The organism is Micromonospora sp. NPDC051227, from assembly GCF_044455385.1.
In the GTDB taxonomy this organism is placed as follows: domain Bacteria; phylum Actinomycetota; class Actinomycetes; order Mycobacteriales; family Micromonosporaceae; genus Micromonospora.
In genome coordinates, this window is record NZ_JBITET010000001.1 from 758417 (window position 1) to 780089 (window position 21673).

The window sequence follows — 21673 nt, forward strand, 5'->3', positions numbered from 1 at the left end:
GGTTCGATCCTTCTGGGGGAAGGACGCTGCCGACGCACGGATCGTTGCGCCGGCAGCGTCGCCGTGTCGAGCGGTCAGCGGACCAGTTCGCTCGCCTGCTGCTGGGCGCGATCCAGTGCCGACTTGAGGTCGGCCTTGCCCTGCAGTGCCGCGACCACGTTCTGCACGACCACCTTGCGGATGTCCGGCGTCTTGGCCTCGAACCCCAGCACGATCTGCGGCAGGCTGGTCTCGGTGAGTCCGTCGAAGACGGTGAGGAACGGGGTCGCCTTGAGCGCCTCCGCGCTGCGCTGCGTGGTGGTGGCCACGCTGCTCGCACCGAGAATCTCCTGCAGCTTGACCTGGTTCTGCGGCTCCAGCGCCCACTTGATGAAGGTGCCGGCCTCGTCCTTGCCCTCGCTCGCCTCGTTGATCACGATCGGTGCGAGGATCGCGCCCTGCTTGCGGACGGGGAACGGGATGGGCGCGACGTTGAAGTTCAGCTTGGCGTTCTGGCCGCGGGTGGCGGTCACGTAGCCGCCGTTGTTGAGCTCCATCCCGACCTTGCCCTCGGCGAACATCCGCCGGAAGGTGGCCGCGTCCGCTCCGCGCGGGATCACGTTCGCGTCGTACAGGTCCTTGAACGCCTGGAGGCCCTTGAGGTTCTCCGGTGAGTTGATCGTCAGGTTCTTGCCGTCGGACCACGCACCGCCGAAGCCGTAGACGTAGTTGAAGATGTCCTGCCAGACACCGGCCTCCTCGGCCTCCGTCTGACGGAACGCCAGGCCGAAGACGTCGCCCTTGGTCAGCGACTTCGCGGTGGAGCTGAACTGCTCGTAGGTGGTCGGCGGCGTCGGGATCAGATCCGCGTTGTAGAACATCGCGTAGTTCGACGCCTCGAAGATGACGCCGTGCCGGACACCGTCGTGGACCATGAACTGGTCCGGCTGCTTGAGCAGGTCGTACTTGCTGGCGTCGATCACCTTGTCCAGCGGCGCGACGAGGCCGGCGTCAGAGGCCGCCTCGAACTCGGGCATGTCGAAGCGGATCAGGTCGGGGCCCTTGCCGCTGCCCATCTGCGTGAGCACGGTCTGGCCGAAGGTCGGGTACGGCACCGCTGCGGCGGACACCTGGACCTTGGTCTGGCTCTGGTTGAACTCGTCGAGCCACTTCGTCAACAGGGGCCCGCGACCCGGGTCGCCGAAGGTCGAGGCGGCGAAGGTCAGTTTGGTGACGCCGTCGCCAGAATCGCCGTCCGAGCTGCAACCGGTCAGGAGGGTGGCGACCAGGCCGAGGGCACATGCCGCCCTGGCGATGCCGAAATGAGCGCGCTTATTACCCATCGTTACTCCACTGTTACGTGTTGGCATCGAACCGATTAAATTGCAACGATCGTAGCGCCATGTGCAACGGTGTCAAGTGTCGATTGCGCATCGCGTCATCTATATTGCATAATGTGCAACGACAGCGACGGCGCTGCCCGTCGCGCGAGGGGAGACACAGCCTTGGCGCAATCAATCCGCCGCGCGATCGACCTCATCCGTCGATCCGCGGAGCACCCGCTGTCCCTTACGGAGGCTGCGGACGTGCTCGGCGTTCACAAGTCCACAGCCCTGCGCATCCTGCAGACACTGGAGTCCGCGCGCTTCGTCCGCCGCACCGGCGCGGGCACCTACGTGCTCGGCAGCGGCCTGATCGAGCTGTCTGAGCTCGCGCTCGGCTCGATGGACCTCCGCCAGCCCGCGGCCGCGCACCTGCGTGCGCTGCAACGCGCGACCGGCCACACCGTACACCTGGCCCAACTGACCGGCGACGAGATCATCTATATCGACAAGGTGGACAGCCCGGCGTTCGACGCCGTCAAGCTGCCCTCGCGGGTGGGACGCGCGGTGTCCATCTACGCGAGCGCTGTGGGCAAGACGATCCTGGCCTACCTGCCCCGGCAGGAACGCGACCGTCTTCTATCCCACGTCGTCTTCGAGAAATTCACCGACACCACCTTCACCGACCACGACGCCCTGGAAGCCGAACTTGCCCGCATCCACGACTGCGGCTGGGCAGTGGACAACGGCGAGCACGACGCGTACGTGATGTGCGTGGCCGCGCCGATCAGGGATTCGCGGGGGCAGGTCATCGCCGCCGCCTCGATCACGGCGATCGAGGTCATCGCAAGCCTCGACCAGCTCAGGAGCAACCTTCCGCTGCTCCTGGAGACCGCCAACAAGATCTCGTACGAGCTCGGCTACGCGCCGCCCGCCTTGGCGAGCCCGGACGGTGAGAGCCGCTCCGCCACCTGAGCGTGCACGTCCCGGGCGATCACCGCGTTCTCGGCGCCGACCCGCCGGTGATGCGGTGGTGCTCGTCGGTCTCCATGTCGATGAATGCCTGGATCATGCCCCGGTAGATCCGCTCGATCAGATCGGGGTCCGCGCCGGCCTCGCTGGCCAACGTGCGGACCCGGGCCACCACCTGCGCCACCCGGTCCGGCGCACGGACCGCCTGACCGTCGCTCTTGAGCGGGGCGGCCTGCCGGACCAGCGCCTCCCGCCGGGCGAGCAGGCCGACCAGCTCCCGATCCAGTGCGTCGATCCCAGCGCGGATCTCGGTCAACGTCGCCGCAGTCTCTGCCACGCCGAAGATCGTCCCACGAACTCGAAGCATTGCGAGCCCTGCCGGCCCCAACCACTCCCTGCCAGGGGTAGGCACCGCACGGCGAGGCAGCCGGTACGGGTCGAGGCGACCCGGTGTCAGCGGGCGAGGTCGCTGCCGCTGGCGGCGCCGGCGCGAAGGCCCTGATCGATGAAGTTGATCAGCCAGGTGAAGCTGTCGTCGACGGACGCGTCGATCTGGAACCCACCGGCCACCTCCAAGGTGGCGAAGCCGTGCAGGACGCTGCGCAGCGTCCGCATGGCGTGGATCTCCTGGCCGGGGTCCAGCCCGTACCCGCTCAGCATGGCCGCCCAGGAGGCGAGCACCCGATCGCTGGCCGGGATGAACGGGTCGTCGGGGCCGGTCGGGCTGGTGGCGTTGGCGGCCGCGTACCGGCCGGGGTGTTCCCGCACGTACGTCCGCATCGCCTGAGCGCCCGCGGCGAGGGCATCGCTGCCGGACCGGCCCTGGATGGCGTCGCGGATGGCATCGCCGGCCTCGGTCATGGCCAGGACGGCGATCCGGTGCGCCAGCTCGGCCTGGCTGGTGACGTGCTTGTAGAGCGAGGGGGTCTTGACCCCGAGCCGTTCGGCGAGCAGACCCATGCTGAGGTTGTCGAAGCCGACCTCGTCGACCAGCGCGGCCGCGGCTTCGGTGACCGATGCCGGGGTGAGCCGGGCCTTAGGCATTGGTCAGCGTCCGGGCGAGGAAGGGCAGGGCCAGGGCGAGGACCTCGTCGGGCGTCTGAACGTGCGGGTAGTGGCCGGCGCCCTCGATGACAGCCAGCTCACCGAGCCCTCGCGGCAGGTCGGCGAGGATGCGCTCGCCCTCGGCCCGCGGGTCGGCCCAGTCGGGGTCGGCGCTGCCCTGGATCACCAGGACCGGGCAGGTGACGTTGGGCAGTTGCCGACCGGCGTCGCCAGGGCTGGTCTTGGCCATGGCCTGGAGGACCTTCATCCGGCCGGGCTCACTCATCTTGGCCTCGATGCGCGCCAGCTCGCCGTGCCAGTCGGCGGGCTTGGTGGGGATCGCCACGTCCAGGTACTTCTTCCAGTTCGCCAGGCTGCCCCGGATGAGTACCTGCGCCAGTTGGCGGTAGCCGGCCCGGAAGCGCTTCACCCGCACCAACCCGCCGAGGTCGAAGGACTGTGCGCGGGTGAACGGCGCCAGCTCGATGATGCCGGTGATCAGGGCGGGCGCGGTGGCGGCCGCAATGGTCGCGGCACCGCCGCTGATCGAATGGCCGATGAGCACGGCCGGACCGCCGAGGTGGCGCACGACGGCGACGAGATCACCCGCGATGTCGGTGCGGCTGTAGCCGCCCCAGCCGAGGCTGGAGTCGCCGCAGCCACGGATGTCGACGTTGGCGACCCGGTATCCGGCCGCGGCCAGGGCCGGAGCGACGAACCGGTACGAGTGCCGGTTGTCGCCCATGCCGTGCGCCAGGACGACCAGTGGGCCCTGCCCGGTGACCTCGTAGGCGATGGTGTTGCCGGCAATGCCCAGGTATTCGGTCATGACACCCTCCAAGAGGCTAACGTGGTTAGCTAAAGGCTAACCGCATTAGCCGCAGGGGGCAAACGCCGGTCGCCGCTACTTCCCTCCGCCGAGGCCGAGCTGGGGATAGAGGGCGTCGGGGGCGGCGTTTCCGTATAGTGCCGCGATGGAAACGGACACGGTACGGCAGGCTTACGCGTCCGTCGCGGAGCTCTACATCGAGCTGTTCGGCACGAGCCAGCAGGTGGACACCGACGACCTCGCCCTCATCAGACGACACCTGGGCAGCCGGCCCGGCCGGGTGCTCGATCTGGGGTGCGGGCCCGGCCACCTCACCGGCTACCTTCGTGAGCTGGGCGTCGACGCGATGGGGATCGACCTGGTCCCCGAGTTCATAGCGCATGCGCGGGCGTCCCACCCGGACGTCGAGTTTCACCTCGGTTCGATGGAACGCCTCGACGTCGCCGAGGACTCCATCGACGGCATCCTGGCCTGGTACTCGCTGATTCATCTTCCGCCGCCGGAGTTCGACGGCATGCTCAAGGAGTTCCGGCGGGTGCTGGTCCCGGCCGGGCGGTTGGTCCTGGGCGTCTTCGACGCCGAGGAGGTCGGCGCCTTCGACCACAAGGTCCTGACCGCCTACCGCTGGCCGGTCGACGAGGTCTCCGAACGACTCGGCCGGGCCGGTTTCCGGGAGGTGGAACGTCTCCGGCGGCCCGGCACCGACGAGCATCGGCCGCTTGCCGCCATCGCGGCGATCGCGGTGTGAGGACGCCGAGGGCCGGCCTCCCATAGCGGGAGACCGGCCCTCGCCTAACTGAGCACCCGCGCCGACGCGGGCGTCCGTTACGGCGCCAGCGCGATCAGGCGCTGAGCTTTCCGGCGATCTTGACGACCCGCTCGGCCATGTGGTCGAGGGCAGCGAACTGGGCGTCGCCCAGCGGGGCGTCGTTGCTGCCGCCGGTGACGTGCGAGACGCCGTACGGGTTGCCGTCGGCGAACTTCAGCGGGTCGGTGTAGCCCGGGGCGACGACCAGACCGCCGAAGTGGTGAATGGTGTTGTAGAGCGCGAGAAGGGTCGACTCCTGGCCGCCGTGCGCGGTCATGGAGGCGGTGAAGCCGGCGTACACCTTGTCGGCGAGCTGGCCCTGCGCCCACTGCGGGCCGAGGGTGTCGAGGAACTGCTTGAGCTGGCTGGCGACGTTGCCGTAGCGGGTGGGCGTCCCGAACAGCACCGCGTCCGCCCAGACGACGTCGTCGGCGGTCGCCTTCGCCTCGTTCTTGGTGGCGTCGAAGTGCTGGCTCCAGGCGGCGTTGGAGGCGATGGCCTCGGCCGGGGCGAGCTCCGGAACCTGACGCAGCCGCACCTCGGCGCCCGCCTTCTCGCCGGCCTCGGCGAGGCGCTTGGCCATGGCGTGGAGGGTACCGGTGGACGAGTAGTAGATGACGGAGAGCTTGGTCATCGGAGGCATCCTTCCCAAAGTAGTTGCCGCTGATAAATTTGCGGCCGCAACAATCCCGACTGTAGCAGCCACCTCGCGACACCCCAACGTCCTGACCATGCCCACCTCCGTGACGGAGCACACCAGGGGACGTGCACGGGCCGCGGCCGTCCAGCCGATGAGGCGGGACGGTTCGGGCCCCTACGATGAGGCGATGGACCCCGCGGGGGCGCCACCGGCGGCGCGGTACCAACCGCTCGGACCGGTCGAGGTGTGGTCGGCCCACGGGGAACGGCTGGCCCTCGGCACGCCGATGCAGGTGCGCCTCCTGGCCGTGCTGATGTCGCAGCCGGGCACCGGGTGGTCCATCGACCAACTCGTCGACGAGCTGTGGCAGGGACGCCTACCGAAGACGGCAGCCGGCAACGTGAAGACCCATGTCTGGGCGTTACGTCGGGCGTTACGGTCCCCGGGCTCCCCCGACCTCGCCATCCTCGCCGGGCCCACCGGCTACCGCCTCGCCCTGAACGGGTTGACTGTGGACAGCGTGACCTTCGACGACCTGGCCCAGCGCGGGTATTCCGCGCGACAAGGACCTGACCGAGTACGCGCTACCGGCGTTCTGCCAGGACTGGTCGCTGCCGGTCGACGGGTTCGCCGAGTGGAACCGGAATCTCGAACTGTCCCGCGCCGCGGCACCGCACCTGCGGGTCTCACCGTTGACCGTCCGCTTCGGCGCGATCTGCCTGGGCTGGACGGCGACCAACCCACAACATCAGCTACGGGTACGGACGAGCGCGCCGCTGCTGGTGCTCAACGGGCGGTACGACCCGGCCACCCCGTACGACGGGGCGCAGCGGGTGGTGCGCCAGCTCGGCAGCCGGGGCCACCTCGTCACCTACGAGGGGTCGTGCCACGCCAGCTACCCACGGACCGAGTGCACCCGTCGTCAGGTGGAGCGGTACCTCATCACCAGAACCACGCCGCCGGTCGGCGCGAACCGTCCGGCCGCCCCGGTCTGACGGGCGAGGTCGTCACTGTGACGCCCCAGCTCTCGGTAGGTAGCGCAACCGGTCCGACGTCGTGTCGGTCAGGTCTCCTACCCCGGCGGCTGGGGCGTCGCCGCAACCACTCGCGGTCAGGAGCCGTCGGGCGGATCGGCGGGTTGCTGTCCCGGCCAGAACGGCCACTCCTCGAATGAGCGGCACCGTCCGTCCTCGGCGAACCGCATGACCCACAGGTCGCGGTACTCCTGGTCGACCGGGTCGCCGTAGCGGACCTCCTGGCGCGACACGGCGGTGTCGCCCTCGACCGCGACGATCTCGGTGGTCAGCTGGAACACCTCGTCGGGGCCCTTGCGCTGCTTCTCCCACATCCGGGCGATGGCCGGCAGGCCGACGACAGGCGTCCAGTACGGCCCCTGCTGGTAGCTCGCGTCCTCGGTGAAGAGCGTGACCAGCGCATCCGTTCCCGGGGTCCGCCAGAGCCTCTCGTAGGTCGCCAGCCACTCCTCGACGTGCTTCCTGTCCATGGCCATCACCTTGCCATCCGGGTGGCGCCCAGCTGGGAAAACCCGCAGGCCGGGGGTAGTGCACCCATCGGGGCGCTCGCCAGCATCGGCCCCGGACACCCTTGACATCGAAAGGTGTAGCCAGCCACACTCCCGATGCTAATTCGATTTAGCTGCCATCGGAGCCCTCAACTCCCACCACCGGACCGAACCGCGACGAGCGACCACCACAAAGGAGTCTTCGCGCATGAGGGAAACGACCGGAAGACGCAGGCTCCGGCTTGCGGTCTCGATTCTCGCGTTCACGGCACTCGGTGCGGGGGCCGTCGTCCCCGCGCCGGCTGCGGCCGCCGGCAGGCCCTCGCCCGTGCCGGGCGCGACGGTCAAGGCGGACCGCACCTCACCGACCGGCTACACCGTCACGTTCGTCTACCGCAATCCCCACGCCACCCAGGTCCGTCTCGCCGGGGACCTGACCCTGCTCGACGTCGACACCGGCACCACGCGTTACCAGCCGGAAGAGTGGCAGCCGGGGCGCTACCACGCGGGCGGCACCGAGTTCCTCCGGGACATGACCAGGGACCCGAAGGGAAACTGGTCGGTCTCGGTCCCGCTGCACGCCGGAGGTCTCAGCTACTGGTACCGGGTCTGGGACCCGACCCAGGGCTGGGAGAACAAGCGCATCTGGGATCCGGCCTCGACGAACCCTCGGCCGCCGGGCGAGTCCTCGTTCCGGGTCAGGAACAACGACGTTCTCGACGCCGTGTACGTGCCGTACGCCAAGAAGCAGCACGACCCGGTGCTGAAGGAGCGTGCGGACTACGAGTTGCCGGTGGCCGACCGCGCGAAGCGGGGAACCGTCCGGTACGTCCCGTACACCACGATCCTGGGCGACAGTGGCCACTACCTCGGCGTCTACCTGCCGGCCAACTACGACGCCAACCGCGCGGAGCCGTACAAGGTCGCGTATCTCGCCCACGGCATCTTCGGCGACGAGACCGACTTCATGGTCCCCGCGAACGTCCCGAACATCCTGGACAACATGACGGCCAGGGGCGAGATCGAGCCGACGGTGGTCGTCACCATGGGCAACCACTTCACGGGCACCGGCCTCGGCTTCGCGTCCTACAACCAGACCAACGCGGCCAACAACCTGGTCCAGACGATCCTGCCCCTCATCGAGCGCAGCTACAACGTCTCGACCGAGCGCACCGGACGTGCCTACGCCGGGTTCTCGTACGGCGGAATGACCGGCGGCGTCGTCATCAAGAACTACCCGACCACCTTCGCGTTCTACGGACACTTCTCCGGCAACCCGTCGCTCACCATTCAGGACTACGACACCATCGCGAACGCGGTCGGGGACGACGACCTCTCCGTCTTCCTCGGCAACGGCGTCTTCGAGGGCAACCTCAACGCCCAGAACGCCATCGCGGAGAACTTCCGAGCCCGGGGATACGCCGCCGCGACCACCCAGGTCCCCGGTGCGCACGACGGGATGACGGCGGGCCAGCTGTTCACGATCTTCGCCCGGGACCACCTGTGGTCGGGGGTCGACTCCGTGTCGGTGACGCCCGCGACGGTGAACCTGACGACGGGCTGGAACTGGGCCAGGCAGTTCACCGCCCAGGTGACGACCAACGAGGGTGTGAGCCCGGCGGTGACGTGGTCGGTTCAGGGTGCGACCTCCACCGGCACCACCATCTCCGCGGAGGGTCTGCTCTCGGTCGCCGCCGCGGAGACCGCGTCGTCGCTCACCGTCGTGGCGACGTCGGTGGTCGATCCGACCAAGTCACGCTCGGCCCAGGTCACCCTGACGCCTCCGGGCCCGGCGCGAGTCGCGGTGAAGGCGAAGGCCACGCCCGCCTCGGTCGTCCGCGGTGGCACGTTCACGCTGACCGTCGACGTGCGGGCACAGCATCCGCACCGGGAGGCTCCGAAGGTGACAGGCGAGGTCGCCGTCACCTTCGGCGGAACCACCCGGGCGGTTCCGCTCCGCGGTGGCGCGGCCGTCGTCGAGCTGCCGACCGACGGGCTGCACTCCGGGTCGTATCCGTTGCACGTCGCCTACTCCGGTGACCCGGTCCACGCCCCCGCCGCAGCGGTCCACCAGCAGCTGCGGGTTCGCTGACCAGCCAGCAGGGGTGGGCCGGCGGCCTCTCGTCGTCGGCCCACCGTCAGCTGTCCGTCCGGACCGTCAGCTCACGCCCCGAACCGCCTCGATGATCGTCTCGGCCACCTCGCTCGGCCGGGCCACCGCCATCGCGTGCGAACCGCCGACGACCTCGCGCTGCCCCCGGGGGTTGGCCCGCTCGGCCATGAAGCGGTGCACGTCGGCGGGAATGTTCTTGTCAGCGTCCCCGAACACGAACCAGCTGGGCAGCGATCGCCAGGCGGGATCGCCGGTGAGCTTGCCGCCCAGGCCCTCTTCGGTGATCGGCCGTTGGGTCCGGGCCATCAGCGCTGCCACGTCGTCCGACGAGTCCGCGCAGAACTGCGCGTGGTACTGGTCCTGGCCGATGGCCACCTCGTTGCCGCCGGTCGACACGGGGTACTGCACCAGCGTGTCGGCGAGCGTGCTGCCGGGGAACTTCGCGGACAACGTCATCGCGGACTCACCGGTGTCCGGCGCGAAGGCGTTGACGTACACGAGGGCCCGCACGGAGGTGTCGCCGGCGGCGGCCTGCGTGATCACCATGCCGCCGTACGAGTGGCCGACGAGGACGACAGGACCGCCGATCCCGCGGACGACATCCCGCACGTACGCGGCGTCACCCGCCACGCTGCGCAGCGGGTTCGCGACGGCCACCGAGTCGTACCCGGCGCCCAGCCGCTCGAGCACACCGTTCCAGCTCGCCGACTCGGCGAACGCGCCGTGCACGAGCACGATGGTGGGCTGTGGATCAGGCATGATAGGTGCCCCCTCACTCCGTGAAGCTGTTCACCGCCGGTCGCACTGGTACGCCTGGATACCCGTTACGCGAGTGTGAAACGTCCGGTCCCGACGTGGTAGGAGGCTGCGATGGCTACGACGACGCTGGCCGAGGTGATGGCCGAACTGGCCGAGTTGGAGGACCCGAAGGCACGTGCGGTGAACGCCAGACACGGTGACGATCACGGTGTGCACCTCGGCGCGCTTCGGGCGCTGGCGAAGCGGCTGAAGACGCAGCACGATCTCGCGCGCCAGCTCTGGGCGACGGGCGGGGCCTCGGCGCGGCTGCTGGCAATCCTGATCTGCCGTCCCAGGGCGTTCGAGCGGGACGAGTTGGACGTCATGTTGCGCGAGGCGCGCACCCCGAAGGTGCACGACTGGCTCGTGAACTACGTGGTGAAGAAGAGCCCGTACGCCGAAGAGCTGCGGCTGGCCTGGTTCGCCGACCCGGATCCCGTGGTCGCGAGTGCCGGCTGGGCGCTGACCACCGAGCGCGTGACGAAGAAGCCCGAGAGTCTCGACCTCCCGGGGCTGCTCGATGCGATCGAGACCGAGATGAAGGACGCGCCGGATCGCCTGCAGTGGGCGATGAACCACTGCCTGGCGCAGATCGGCATCGAGCGCGCCGAGCACCGCGCCCGGGCGATCGACATCGGCGAACGGCTCGAGGTGCTCAAGGACTACCCCACCTCCCCCGGCTGTACGTCTCCGTTCGCGCCCACCTGGATCAGCGAGATGGTGCGCCGATCGCGATAGGCAGCGAATTACCGGTCGATCCCGCATCGGCGGGGTCGACGTCGTCTCCCGCGCGCCCCTATAGTGAGTTCCATTATGGGACTTACTGCATTCTGGCGGTGGTGGGTCGCCGGCACGACCAGCCAACTCGGCTCGGCGGTCGGCACGCTGGCCCTACCGCTGACCGCGTTGACAGTGCTCCACGCGTCGGCCTTCGAGATGGGTCTGATCACGGCGGCGAGCTATCTGGCGTACCTTCTGATCAGTCTGCCGGCGGGCGTGATCGTGCAGCGCCTGCCGCTGCGCGGCATGCAGGTCGCCCTGGATCTGGTCCGGGCCCTCGCCATCGCGTCGGTCCCGCTGGCCTGGTGGTTCGACATGCTGACGGTGGCCCAGCTGATCGCTGTCGCCCTGGTGGTGAGCTTCGCCAACGTGCTGTTCGACGTGGCGAACCAGACCTTCCTGCCGGAGATCGTGCCGGCCGCGCAGTTGCAGGCCCGCAACAGCCTCACCTCCGGCACGCACGCCGCCACCGCGCTGGGTGGGCCATCCCTGGGCGGTCTCGCGGTGCAGTTGCTGGGCGCGGTGCCGACGCTGTTCGTGGACGCCGTCAGCTACCTGCTCTCCGCCACGTTGCTGCGCACCCTGCCGGCCCGGCGGGTGCAGCGACCGGCCGAGCGGCCGCCGATGACCACGATGATCCGCGAGGGCTGGCACTTCGTGCTCCGGCACCCGATCATCGGCCCGGCCATGTGGGACGCCACCGCGACGAACTTCGTCAACGGCGCCATGCTCGCCCTGTTCCCGTTCTACCTGGTGCGTGAGCTGCACGCATCGCCGCTCATGGTCGGGCTGTTGATCGCCGCCGACGGCCTCGGCGCGCTCATCGGCGCGGCGTTGACTACCCGGTTCACCGATCGGTTCGGCACCGCACGCGGCCTGATCATCGCGGCCTTCGTCGGTGTGGCCGGCGCGCTCATCATCCCGCTGGGCACCGGCACCGCCGCGTTCCTGGCCTTCGCCGTCGGAAACCTCATCTTCGCGAGTTCCACTGTGGTGCTCAGCGTGACCACCCGCACCTACCGGATGCTCGCCAGCCCACCGGAACTGCTGTCCCGGGTGATCGCCACGGTCAAGTTCGTCTCCCGGGGTGCCATCCCGGTCGGCGGCCTGCTCGCCGGCATCCTGGCCGGGCCACTCGGCGCCCGTGCCACCCTGCTGATCTTCGGGGCGCTCACCGTGCTGTCCCCGATCATCTACCTGTCGACGCCGATCCGCGGGCTGCGTGACCTGCCACTCGACCCCACGCCGACACCCACCGAAGCTCGGGTGTGACCCGGCCGGGTGCGCTCCGGTCTGTCCACATCGCTCGGTCAGGATATCGATGGGAGGTGTAGCCCTCGATCTGCCGGGGCAAGAACCCGCATATGGAGGGAACGGCAGGGTGCGAGGGGCGACTGCTCGGCCGGCGGCACCGGGCCGGTGAGTCGGACCGGGCAGGCCTGGCGACCGCGCTGCCGGCGGCCTCCGTCTGATGCGGCTGAGGCACAGCCTCCCCCCGGTGGCGCTCGGCGCGGTGGCGCTCGGCGCGACTCTGGGTGCCAACCCCGCCCACGCCGACACTCCGTCGCCGTCGCGGCTCCCGCTGGGCCAGGTCGCCACCTCGCCGGAGGCCCCCAAGGTTTCGGTGGCCGACGTGGTCGAGGTGCAGCTGACCGTTCCCCTGCCGCTGCCGACCGCTGTCGTCCCCCTGACCCTGCCCGTTCCCCTACCGTCGACGGAGCCGCTGCCCCTGCCGTCGGCCGTTCCGCTGCCGACGCCGTCGGCCAAGCTCTCCACCGCCCGGCCAAGTCGGCTGGGCGGCCCCCCGTCGTCGTCGCACGCAACAGGGGCATCATCCGCCTCGGCGTCTCCGGTAGCACGGGTGGCCTCGCTGCCATCGCCGGCACCGTCGCCGCGCGCACCGGCGACGGTGACCCGGAGCGGCGCTCGCGGCTCGTCCGATGGCCGGGCGTCGGAGCAGGCGCGGGCGACGATGACCGCCGTCACCGGACAGCGGCCCAACCCGCCCGCCCGTCCCGCACCGGGGCCACCGGCGTTCGTGCTGGCGCTCGCGTCCGCACCGACCGGCGTCGGCGCCGGCGGCGCTGATCCACACACGTCAACAGCCGCAGCTTCGCCGCCCACCTCGCCGCTGCGGCCAGGGTTCACCGTCACCGCCGTCGACAGGCGCGCTACCAGCCGTCCCGTCGAGCGGGGTCCTCCCCCGCCCCAACAACTCCTGATCACCCACTCGCGTCCACGACGTTGATCAGGAGAGGTTCATGGAAATCGCCGTAATCTGGATCCCCGCCCACATCGAGCCGTCGGAGCCCGCCGTCGCGAAGTGTCTCAACCACCTTCGCCGACACTCCTACCGATTTGCAGGAATCATGCGGGCCCCGTGGGAGACCGTCGAGCAGACGATGATCGACGGAGAGGTGGATGTCGTCGTCATCGCCGACTTCGCCCACCTCCCGCCCGATCGGTCCCCCCGGATCGAGCTGGCCAGCTCGCCCGACGGCGTCGCGGACGAGGACCGAACGGTTCCAGACACACAGCACGACTGACACCACGAAGCGCCCCGTCCACACCGGACGGGGCGCTTCGTCGATCTGGCTTTCTGATCCGGACACCGTGCGTTCAGAATGTCGGGCGGTGGCATCGTGCCGCCACCACCGCGACGCGCTACCGCACACCCTCGCCCCGACGCGGTCAAGACGCCACCAGGGGTCAGGCCGCGACGGCCGCCCGGACGTCGTCGTCGGCGGCGCGCAGCCGGGCCGCGGCCTCCTCGGCGGTGCAGTTCGCCAGCAGCAGCACGATGGCCGTCTTGGCGTGCCCGTGCGCCGCCGCGAGCGCCCCCGCCGCAGTGTCGAGGTCGGTGTCGGCGGCCTCGGCGACGATCCGCCGCGCCCGGTCGACGAGCTTCTCGTTTGTGGCGTTCATGTCCACCATCAGATTGCCGTAGACCTTGCCGAGCCTGGCCATCGTGGCGGTGGAGAGCATGTTGCAGACCAGCTTCTCGGCGGTGCCGGCCTTGAGCCGGGTGGAGCCGGTGAGCACCTCGGGGCCGGTGGGCACCTCGATGGCGACGTCGGCGTGCCGGCTGGTCACCGCGTCGGTGTTACAGGCCACCGAGACGGTCGCCGCGCCGAGCGCGCGGGCGTGATCCAACCCACCGACCACGTACGGCGTACGGCCGCTGGCGGCGAGACCGACCACAGTGTCGCGGGCGGTCAGGCCGACGGCGTCGAGGTCGGCGACGGCGCGGGTCGGGTCGTCCTCCGCGCCCTCGACGGCGACGCCGAAGGCTCGTGCCCCGCCGGCGAGCAGACCGATGACCCGCTCGGGCGTCGTACCGAAGGTGGGTGGGATCTCGACGGCGTCGAGCATGCCGATCCGGCCGCTGGTGCCCGCGCCGAGGTAGATCAGCCGTCCGCCCTGACGGAGCGACGCCACGATGACGTCGACGGCGGCGGCGATGTCCGGCACGGCCCGGCGGACGGCGTCGGCGACCGTCTGGTCCTCGTCGTTCATCGCGAGAAGCAACTCGGTGGAAGACATCCGGTCGAGGTCGCCGGTCTTGTCGTTGCGGGTCTCGGTGCCGAGGGTGCTGAGGTCCACGGGGTGCTCGTTCCTCTCGCTGGTGTGCAGTCGCCGGCCAGCGGGGAGAGGTGCTCGGGTCGCCCGGTGGCGGCTCGCCGTCGAGCGCGTCCTCGCGACCCGCCGCCGCGGCCAGGCCGAGGGCGCAGCTGCGAACAATCCCCGTATCAGCAGGCTGAAACCACAGCGTAACCAGCCCGGACGGGCGGTGGCAAAAAGTTTCGCGTTAGGGTGGGTCAGCGTCATTTATTGACAACCGCTGGTTGGGAGCGAGCCGTGCGTCAACTCGACCTCGTCGTGATCGTGCTGTACCTCGTGGTGATCGCCTACGTCGGACTACGCCTGTCCGGTAAACAGAAGTCCGCCAAGGACTACTTCGTGGGCGAGGGTCGACTGCCCTGGTGGACGGTCTCGTTCTCGGTGGTCGCCACAGAGACCAGCGTCCTGACCGTGATCAGTGTTCCCGGCGGCGCCTACAGCGGTCAGGGCTTCGGCAACGTCGAGCTGGCCCTGGGCTACGTCATCGGTCGGGTCGTCGTGGCCGCGGTGCTCATCCCGCTCTACAAGCGGGGTGGGTTCGTCAGCGCCTACCAGTACCTCGGTGAGCGGTTCGGCCTGAAGCTCCAGGGCCTGGCGTCGGTGACGTTCGTCTTCACCCGGCTGCTCGCCGAGGGCGTACGGCTGTTCGCCTCGGCCATCCCCATCAAGCTTCTTCTCGACGAGTTCGGGCTGAATGTCGGTTATCAGGCCATCATCATCGTGCTGACGCTCATCACGGTGATCTACACCTACCTCGGTGGCATCAAGGCGGTCATCTGGACCGATGCCATCCAAATGGGGCTGTACCTGGGCGGGGCGATCCTGGCCATCGCGGTGCTCAGCCACGCCGTCGGCTTCAACGGCTACTCGCAGGCGCTGGACGCCGGCAAGTTCCAGCTCTTCGACACCAACTTCACCCTCGCGCACGTGCTCACCAGCCCGTTCGCCCTGCCGACCGCGATCATCGGTGGCGCGATCTTCGCGATGGCCAGCCACGGGTCGGACCAGTTGATCGTCCAGCGCATCCTGTCCACCCGCACGCTGCGCGAGGGGCAGAAGGCGATGATCTCCTCGGGCATCTTCGTGGTGATCCAGTTTGCGGCGTTCTCGCTGGTCGGGGCGCTGCTGTGGTCGTACAACGAGGGTCAGACCTTCAAGGAACTCGGCCTGGCGAGCAGCGACAACCTCTACCCGAGCTTCATCCTGCACGCCCTGCCGGTGGGCATCTCGGGTCTGCTGGTGGCCGGCATCCTCGGCGCCGCGATGGGTTCGCTGTCCTCGGCGTTGAACTCGATGTCGAACTCCACAGTCGCCGACTTCATCCACAGCTTCTTCCGCAAGGTTCCGTCCGACGACGCGATGCTCCGGCTCGCCCGGGTGATGACCCTGGTCTGGGCGGTGCTGATGGCGGTGTTCGCCTGCGCGTTCAGCTCCAGCACCGGAAACGTCTACCTGACCGGTCTGACCATCGCCGGCTACACCTACGGGGCGCTGCTCGGGGCCTTCCTGCTCGGCCGCCTCGTCAAGCGGGCCAACCAGGTCGACGCGGTGATCGCCTTCCTCGTCACCGTGGCGGTGATGACCTACATCGTCCGCTACGTCAAGATCGATGTGACGACGGCGGGGGCCACCACCGCCACCGCTATCGCCGCCCAGTGGCTGGTCCCGATCGGCGTCCTGATCACCCTGGTCGTCGGCGCGGTGTCGAGCCGGTTCCACCCGGCCCCGGAGACTCCGTACGACCATGGACGTAGCGACGAGGTCGACGACGACGCAGCGGCGGCGCCCGCCGGCCGGGCGTGAAGGAGGACGTGATGCGCGTGATCGGCCTGATGTCCGGAACCTCCTACGACGGCATCGAAGCCGCCGCGGCCGAGTTCGAGCTGAGCGGCGACACAGTGCGGATGCGAACGCTGGGCCGGCTCAGCCACCCGTACTCCGACGAGTTGCGCACCCGGATCGCCGCGGCCCTGCCGCCCGCGGCGACCACCACCGAGGCGATCTGCGTGCTGGACACCGGCATCGGCCAGGCCTTCGCCGAGGCCGGCGTGCGGGCCCTCGCCCAGCTGTGCGACGGCCAGGCCGACCTGGTGGTCTCGCACGGGCAGACCATGCACCACTGGGTCGAGGCTGGCACGGTTCGGGGCACTCTCCAGCTGGGTCAGCCAGCCTGGATCGCGGAGGCCACCGGCCTCCCGGTCGTGGCCGACCTGCGCAACCGCGACGTGGCCGCCGGCGGTCAGGGCGCTCCCCTGGTCGCCCTCTTCGACGCGCTGCTGCTGGGTGGCCTGCCCGGCGTCCCGGCCGCCCTGAACCTGGGTGGCATCGCCAACATCACCGTCGTCGCGCCGGACGCGGACCCGCTCGCCTTCGACACCGGGCCGGCCAACGCACTCCTCGACGCCGCCGCGCGCCACTTCAGCGGAGGCACCGAGGAGTACGACCGGGACGGGCGCGGCGCCGCCGCCGGGCAGGTGAACCCGGACCTGCTGCGCCGGCTGCTCGACGAGCCGTACTACCGGCTGCCCAGCCCGAAGAGCACCGGGAAGGAGCTGTTCCACAGGCCCTACCTGCTCGCCGCCCTCGCCGACGCGCCCACGCCGGACCCGCAGGACGTGTTGGCCACGCTCACCCGACTGACGGCGGTCACGGTGGCCAACGCCTGCCGCGACCACGGCGTCACCCGGCTCGTCGTCTCCGGCGGCGGCGCACACAATCCGACGCTGATGCGCATGATCGTCGACGAGCTGCCCGGCGTCGAGCTGTCCTCCAGCGACGACCTGGGCATCGCGTCGGACGCCAAGGAGGCGCTGGCCTTCGCGCTGCTGGGCTACCTGACCGTGCACGGACTGCCGGGCACCCTGCGGTCGGGCACCGGCGCACGGCACGCCTCCGTGCTCGGCAGCATCACCCCCGGCCGGCAGCCGCTGCGGCTGCCGGCGCCGGTCGAGACCGCCCCCGACCGGTTGCTGATCGTCGCCGACTGACCACCATTCCCGGGAGGATCCGCCCATGAGCACCGTCGTTCCCGCGCCGAGCGCCGCTGGCGTCCGCGCCCGCGAGGTCGCCGACCTGCTGCGCTCGCGCCTCGACGATCCGACCCGGGCCAGCGCCGAACTGCCCCGAAGACTGGCGGCGGCACACGACGCCTCGCCGTACCTGTTCGAGCCGCAGGCAGTGGTCCGCGCGGCCTCGGCGGCCGAGGTGGGCGCGTTGATGGCCGGCGCCCGGGAGGCCGGCGTGCCGCTGACCCTGCGCGGCGGCGGCACCAGCCTCGCCGGGCAGGCCGGCGGCGCGGGGGTGCTGGTCGACGTCCGCACCGACTGGCGGCACGCCGAGGTCCTCGACGACGGCCGCCGCATCCGGCTCCAGCCGGGCCTGACGATCCGGCAGGCCAACGCCCGGCTGGCCCGCTACCGACGCCGACTCGGCCCGGACCCGGCCAGCGAGGCCGCCTGCACGGTCGGTGGCATGGTGGCCAACAATTCCAGCGGGATGACCTGCGGCACCACCGACAACGCGTACCGCACCATGGAGTCGCTGCGCTTCGTGCTCCCGTCCGGCACCGTCGTCGACTCCGGCGCCCGCGACGCCGACGACCGGCTGCGGGCCGACGAGCCCGAGCTGCACGCCGGGCTGCTGCGCCTGCGCGACCGGGTGCGATCGACGCCGGGTTCGCGCGCCACCATCGAGCGGCTGTTCGCGATGAAGAACACCATGGGGTACGGGCTGAACTCGCTGCTCGACCACAGCACCCCGGTCGAGATGCTCGCCCACCTGATGATCGGCAGCGAGGGCACGCTCGGCTTCGTGGCCGAGGCGGTCTTCCGTACCGTCGAGATCCACGACCACGCTGCCACCGGCCTGCTGATCCTGCCCGGTCTCACCGACGCCACCGACGCGCTGCCGGCCCTGCTCGCCGCCGGCGCCCGTACCGCCGAGCTGCTCGACGCGGCCGCGCTGCGGGTCAGCCAGCGCGACCCGGGTGCCAGCCCGACCCTGCGCGGGCTGACGGTCACCGGCCACGCCGCGCTGCTGGTGGAGTTCGCCGAGGACAGCGCGGAGCAGTTGGCCGCGACGCTGGCCGACGCCCGACCCGTGCTCGACCGGCTGCCGGCCGTCACCGGCACCGAGCTGACCCGCGACCCGCGCGAACGGGCCAGCCTCTGGCACCTGCGCAAGGGCCTCTACACCGCCGTCGCCGGGGCCCGCCCGCCCGGCACCACGGCCCTGCTGGAGGACGTCGCGGTGCCGATGCCGCGCCTGACCGGCACCTGCGACGGACTGATCCGCCTGTTCGACAGGCACGGCTACCCGGACGCGGTGATCTTCGGACACGCCCGCGACGGCAACCTGCACTTCATGCTGACCCAGTCCTTCGACACCCCGGCCGAGATCGACCGCTACGCCCGGTTCACGGACGACATGGTCGACCTCGTGCTTGCCGAGGGGGGAACGCTCAAGGCGGAGCACGGCACGGGCCGGGCCATGGCGCCCTTCGTCCGCCGGCAGTACGGCGACGAGCTGTACGACGTGATGCGCGAACTCAAGCGGTTGTGCGACCCGAGCGGACTGCTCAACCCCGGTGTGCTGCTCAACGACGACCCGACAGTGCACCTGCGGCAGCTCAAGGCCGTCCCGACTGTCGACCCCGAGCTGGACGCCTGCGTCGAGTGTGGCTACTGCGAGCCGGTCTGCCCCACCGCCGACGTCACCACCACGCCCCGGCAGCGCATCGTGCTGCAACGGCAGATCGCCCTCGCCACCGCCGCCGGCGACGAGGAGCGCCGCCGGGAGCTGACCGCCGACTACGAGTACGCCGCGGTGGACAGCTGCGCCGCGGACAGCCTCTGCGTCACCGCCTGCCCGGTCGGTATCGACACCGGGGCGGCGATGAAACGGCTGCGCGCCGAGCGGCACAGCCCTCGCGCCCAGCGCACCGCCCGCACCGCCGCGCGGCACTGGAAGGCCGCCGTGACAGGCGTCCGGGTGGGGCTGACCGCCGCACACGCCGTGCCGACGCCGGTGACCCGCGCCGCCACCGGGGTGATCCGTGGGCTCGGCGCCACCGAACTCGTGCCGATGTGGAGCGACGACATGCCGCGCGCCGGCGCGCCCCGCCCCACCCCGCACAGCGCGCCGGACGCCCGGGCGGTGTTCTTCGCGGCCTGCGTCGGCAGCCTCTTCGCACCCGAGGACGGCTCGTCCGGCGGAACGGCTGCGGCGTTCCTGCGCCTCTGCGAACTGGCGGGGATGCCGCTCGTCGTACCGACCGGCACGGCGGGCCTGTGCTGCGGAACCCCGTGGCAGTCCAAGGGTTACCCCGCCGGTCACCGTGAGATGGCCGAGCGGACGCTGGCCGCGCTCTGGGCGGCCAGCGACGAGGGTCGCCTGCCCGTCGTGTGCGACGCGTCATCGTGCACGCACGGGCTGACGCAGCTGACCGCCGCGCTGGCCGAGGAGGACCAGGCACGGTACGGCGCACTGCGCTTCGTCGACAGCGTGACCTTCACCGCCGAGCACCTCCTGCCGGCGCTGCCGCAGCCCCGGCGACTGGGCTCGCTGGCGCTGCACCCCACCTGCTCCACAGTGCACCTGGGCGGCATCGACGACCTGCGCGCGGTGGCCGGGGCGGTCGCCGACACCGTCACCGTGCCGGACAGTTGGGGGTGCTGCGCCTTCGCCGGTGACCGGGGGCTGCTGCACCCCGAGGTCACGGCCGGCGCCACCGCGGCGCAGGCCGCCGAGATCAATCAGCGCGACCACGACGCGTACGCCTCCTGCAACCGCACCTGCGAGATGGGCATGAGCCGGGCCACCGGCCAGCCGTACCGGCATGTGCTCGAGGTGCTCGTCGAGGCGATCGAGCCGCCGGCGTAGCCGGTGCCGTAGCCACGAGCGCGCCGCCCGCCGCGATCTGCGGCGGGCGGCGCGGTTGGTGTGTGAGTTCAGGAAAGCGCGATGTCGCGGTAGTATTGACGTCCTCTCCGCCCTGAGAGGCGGAGATTCCGGTCTGCTACATCCTCGAAGGGATTAGCTCCCGGTGGGTTACCGCTTCGCTGCGCGGTGCCGGCACGGATGCCGGTCTTATCTGCGCTCGACGGTCGTTGAGGTCCGCCCGTCCGGCGGCCCTGATGTTCCTGGCGGCGTTCACGTCCCGGTCGTGGTGACTGCCACACGGGCAGACCCACGTACGAACATTGAGCGTCATCTTGTCGGTGACGCGGCCGCAGTCCGAGCACATCCGGGTGGATGGGAAGAACCGGTCCACCCGGGCGAAGGTGCGCCCGTAGCGGGCAGCCTTGTACTCCAGCATGGCCGTGAACTGCGTCCACCCGGCGTCGTGTACCGACTTTGCCAGCCGCGTGCGGCCGAGCCCGGTCACGCACAGGTCCTCGACGTACACCGCTTGGTTGTCGCGGATGATCGCCGTGGACAGCTTGTGCTGCCAGTCTCGCCGGGTGTCGGCCACCCGCGCATGGGCGCGGGCGATCTTCACCACCGTCTTCTTACGCCGGTTGCTGCCCTTGGTCTTGCGGGACAGGTCCTGCTGCAACCGCTTCAGTTTGCGTGCCGCGCGACGCAGGAACTTCGGCGCGGTGACCTTCGTGCCGTCGGACATGACCGCGAAGTGCGTCAGGCCCAGGTCGATACCCACCTCGGAGTCCGTCTCCGGCAGCGGTGCGTCGGTGGTCTGCACGACAAACGACGCGAAGTACCGACCCGCCCCGTCCCGGATCACCGTCACCGACGTCGGCATGGCGGGCAGCGTCCGCGACCAGCGCACCTGCACGTCGCCGATCTTCGGCAGCCGGAGCCGTCCGTTGTCCAGCACCTTGAACCGGGCGTTGGCCGTGAACCGGATGGCCTGCCGGTTGTCCTTGCGGGACCGAAACCGAGGCGCAGCCACCGTACGGCCCTTACGCTTGCCGGAAATTGAGGTGAAGAAGTTGCGGTACGCGGTGTTCAGGTCCGCGAGGGCCTGCTGCAACACCACCGACGACACCTCACCCAGCCACGCACGCTCCGGGATGAGTTTGGCCGCCGTGACCTGTCGGGACAGTTCCGCGTCCGTCACATACGGCAGACCAGCCTCCCGCGCCTGCTGACGTGCGCGCAGGCCATCGTTGAACACCACCCGCGCGCACCCGAACGCCCGCGCCAACGCTTCCTGCTGGCCCGAGGTCGGGTAGACGCGGAAGTTGAACCGAAGCAGCACCACCACAGTCTGCCATCGGTTCATGG

General features: G+C 70.2%; 20 protein-coding genes and 1 pseudogene. 12 read left to right on the forward strand and 9 right to left on the reverse strand.

Features of this window, described 5'->3' with window-relative positions; translation table 11 throughout:
* Positions 1–74: 74 nt before the first annotated feature.
* Complete coding sequence (locus ACIA47_RS03485; protein WP_203123418.1) at positions 75–1322, reverse strand: sugar ABC transporter substrate-binding protein; 1248 nt, start codon at positions 1320–1322, stop codon at positions 75–77.
* Positions 1323–1433: 111 nt separating this feature from the next.
* Between ACIA47_RS03485 and ACIA47_RS03490 the strand changes: the two genes are divergently transcribed.
* A complete protein-coding gene (locus tag ACIA47_RS03490; protein ID WP_396705108.1) occupies positions 1434–2276 on the forward strand; it encodes an IclR family transcriptional regulator in 843 nt (280 codons plus the stop codon).
* A 19-nt stretch (positions 2277–2295) separates the two neighbouring features.
* Here the strand turns inward: ACIA47_RS03490 and ACIA47_RS03495 are convergent, their stop codons facing one another.
* From ACIA47_RS03495 to ACIA47_RS03505, 3 genes are all read right to left on the reverse strand, one after another.
* Positions 2296–2610, reverse strand: coding sequence for a chorismate mutase (locus ACIA47_RS03495; RefSeq protein ID WP_203123422.1), 315 nt, complete (start codon positions 2608–2610; stop codon positions 2296–2298).
* A 116-nt stretch (positions 2611–2726) separates the two neighbouring features.
* A complete protein-coding gene (locus ACIA47_RS03500; protein WP_396705110.1) occupies positions 2727–3317 on the reverse strand; it encodes a TetR/AcrR family transcriptional regulator in 591 nt (196 codons plus the stop codon).
* On the reverse strand, positions 3310–4146 hold the full coding sequence (locus ACIA47_RS03505; protein WP_396705112.1) for an alpha/beta fold hydrolase: 837 nt from the start codon (positions 4144–4146) through the stop codon (positions 3310–3312). Before ACIA47_RS03505 ends, ACIA47_RS03500 begins: the two co-directional genes overlap by 8 nt.
* A 145-nt stretch (positions 4147–4291) precedes the next feature.
* On the opposite strand from ACIA47_RS03505, the gene ACIA47_RS03510 reads away from it, so the two are divergent.
* Entirely contained in the window at positions 4292–4894 is a 603-nt protein-coding gene (locus ACIA47_RS03510) for a class I SAM-dependent methyltransferase (protein WP_203123428.1), read from the forward strand.
* A gap of 94 nt (positions 4895–4988) precedes the next feature.
* Here the strand turns inward: ACIA47_RS03510 and wrbA are convergent, their stop codons facing one another.
* On the reverse strand, positions 4989–5597 hold the full coding sequence (gene wrbA, locus ACIA47_RS03515) for an NAD(P)H:quinone oxidoreductase (protein WP_396705115.1): 609 nt from the start codon (positions 5595–5597) through the stop codon (positions 4989–4991).
* A gap of 283 nt (positions 5598–5880) precedes the next feature.
* Between wrbA and ACIA47_RS03520 the strand changes: the two are divergent.
* Together ACIA47_RS03520 and ACIA47_RS03525 are read left to right on the forward strand one after the other, a co-directional pair.
* Positions 5881–6075: pseudogene (locus ACIA47_RS03520) on the forward strand (winged helix-turn-helix domain-containing protein); the annotation flags it as partial.
* A gap of 211 nt (positions 6076–6286) precedes the next feature.
* Positions 6287–6589, forward strand: coding sequence for an alpha/beta hydrolase (locus ACIA47_RS03525; protein ID WP_396705117.1), 303 nt, complete (start codon positions 6287–6289; stop codon positions 6587–6589).
* A 116-nt stretch (positions 6590–6705) separates the two neighbouring features.
* Here the strand turns inward: ACIA47_RS03525 and ACIA47_RS03530 are convergent, their stop codons facing one another.
* Complete coding sequence (locus ACIA47_RS03530; RefSeq protein ID WP_396705119.1) at positions 6706–7098, reverse strand: YybH family protein; 393 nt, start codon at positions 7096–7098, stop codon at positions 6706–6708.
* Positions 7099–7444: 346 nt separating this feature from the next.
* Here ACIA47_RS03530 and ACIA47_RS03535 point away from each other — a divergent pair, with 346 nt between their 5' ends.
* Positions 7445–9208 (forward strand): alpha/beta hydrolase-fold protein, encoded by a 1764-nt coding sequence (locus ACIA47_RS03535; RefSeq protein ID WP_396705121.1) that lies wholly within the window; start codon positions 7445–7447, stop codon positions 9206–9208.
* Between the two features lie 66 nt (positions 9209–9274).
* On the opposite strand, the gene ACIA47_RS03540 is transcribed toward ACIA47_RS03535, so the two are convergent.
* Positions 9275–9988, reverse strand: coding sequence for an alpha/beta fold hydrolase (locus ACIA47_RS03540; protein ID WP_396705123.1), 714 nt, complete (start codon positions 9986–9988; stop codon positions 9275–9277).
* 111 nt (positions 9989–10099) lie between these two features.
* Between ACIA47_RS03540 and ACIA47_RS03545 the strand changes: the two genes are divergently transcribed.
* The 4 genes from ACIA47_RS03545 (at position 10100) to ACIA47_RS03560 (ending at position 13353) form a co-directional block, all read left to right on the forward strand.
* Entirely contained in the window at positions 10100–10765 is a 666-nt protein-coding gene (locus ACIA47_RS03545; protein ID WP_396705126.1) for a DNA alkylation repair protein, read from the forward strand.
* Between the two features lie 75 nt (positions 10766–10840).
* Positions 10841–12079 carry an MFS transporter gene (locus ACIA47_RS03550; RefSeq protein WP_396705128.1) on the forward strand — a complete coding sequence of 413 codons (1239 nt, stop codon included), beginning with the start codon at positions 10841–10843 and terminating at the stop codon, positions 12077–12079.
* 226 nt (positions 12080–12305) lie between these two features.
* Positions 12306–13055 (forward strand): hypothetical protein, encoded by a 750-nt coding sequence (locus tag ACIA47_RS03555; protein ID WP_396705130.1) that lies wholly within the window; start codon positions 12306–12308, stop codon positions 13053–13055.
* A 13-nt stretch (positions 13056–13068) separates the two neighbouring features.
* Entirely contained in the window at positions 13069–13353 is a 285-nt protein-coding gene (locus ACIA47_RS03560) for a hypothetical protein (RefSeq protein WP_396705132.1), read from the forward strand.
* Positions 13354–13516: 163 nt separating this feature from the next.
* Here the strand turns inward: ACIA47_RS03560 and murQ are convergent, their stop codons facing one another.
* On the reverse strand, positions 13517–14410 hold the full coding sequence (gene murQ / locus ACIA47_RS03565; RefSeq protein ID WP_396705134.1) for an N-acetylmuramic acid 6-phosphate etherase: 894 nt from the start codon (positions 14408–14410) through the stop codon (positions 13517–13519).
* A 255-nt stretch (positions 14411–14665) separates the two neighbouring features.
* Here murQ and ACIA47_RS03570 point away from each other — a divergent pair, with 255 nt between their 5' ends.
* From ACIA47_RS03570 to ACIA47_RS03580, 3 genes are read left to right on the forward strand one after another with little or no spacing between them, the layout of a single operon-like run.
* Positions 14666–16231 carry a sodium:solute symporter gene (locus tag ACIA47_RS03570; protein ID WP_396705136.1) on the forward strand — a complete coding sequence of 522 codons (1566 nt, stop codon included), beginning with the start codon at positions 14666–14668 and terminating at the stop codon, positions 16229–16231.
* Between the two features lie 11 nt (positions 16232–16242).
* Positions 16243–17415, forward strand: a complete 1173-nt coding sequence (locus ACIA47_RS03575) for an anhydro-N-acetylmuramic acid kinase (protein ID WP_396705138.1) — start codon at positions 16243–16245, stop codon at positions 17413–17415.
* A gap of 25 nt (positions 17416–17440) precedes the next feature.
* The gene (locus ACIA47_RS03580) at positions 17441–20308 is read left to right on the forward strand and encodes an FAD-binding and (Fe-S)-binding domain-containing protein (protein ID WP_396705140.1); all 2868 of its coding nucleotides are present in this window, start codon (positions 17441–17443) and stop codon (positions 20306–20308) included.
* Between the two features lie 136 nt (positions 20309–20444).
* Here the strand turns inward: ACIA47_RS03580 and ACIA47_RS03585 are convergent, their stop codons facing one another.
* Positions 20445–21671 (reverse strand): RNA-guided endonuclease InsQ/TnpB family protein, encoded by a 1227-nt coding sequence (locus ACIA47_RS03585; RefSeq protein ID WP_396705141.1) that lies wholly within the window; start codon positions 21669–21671, stop codon positions 20445–20447.
* Positions 21672–21673: the final 2 nt, after the last annotated feature.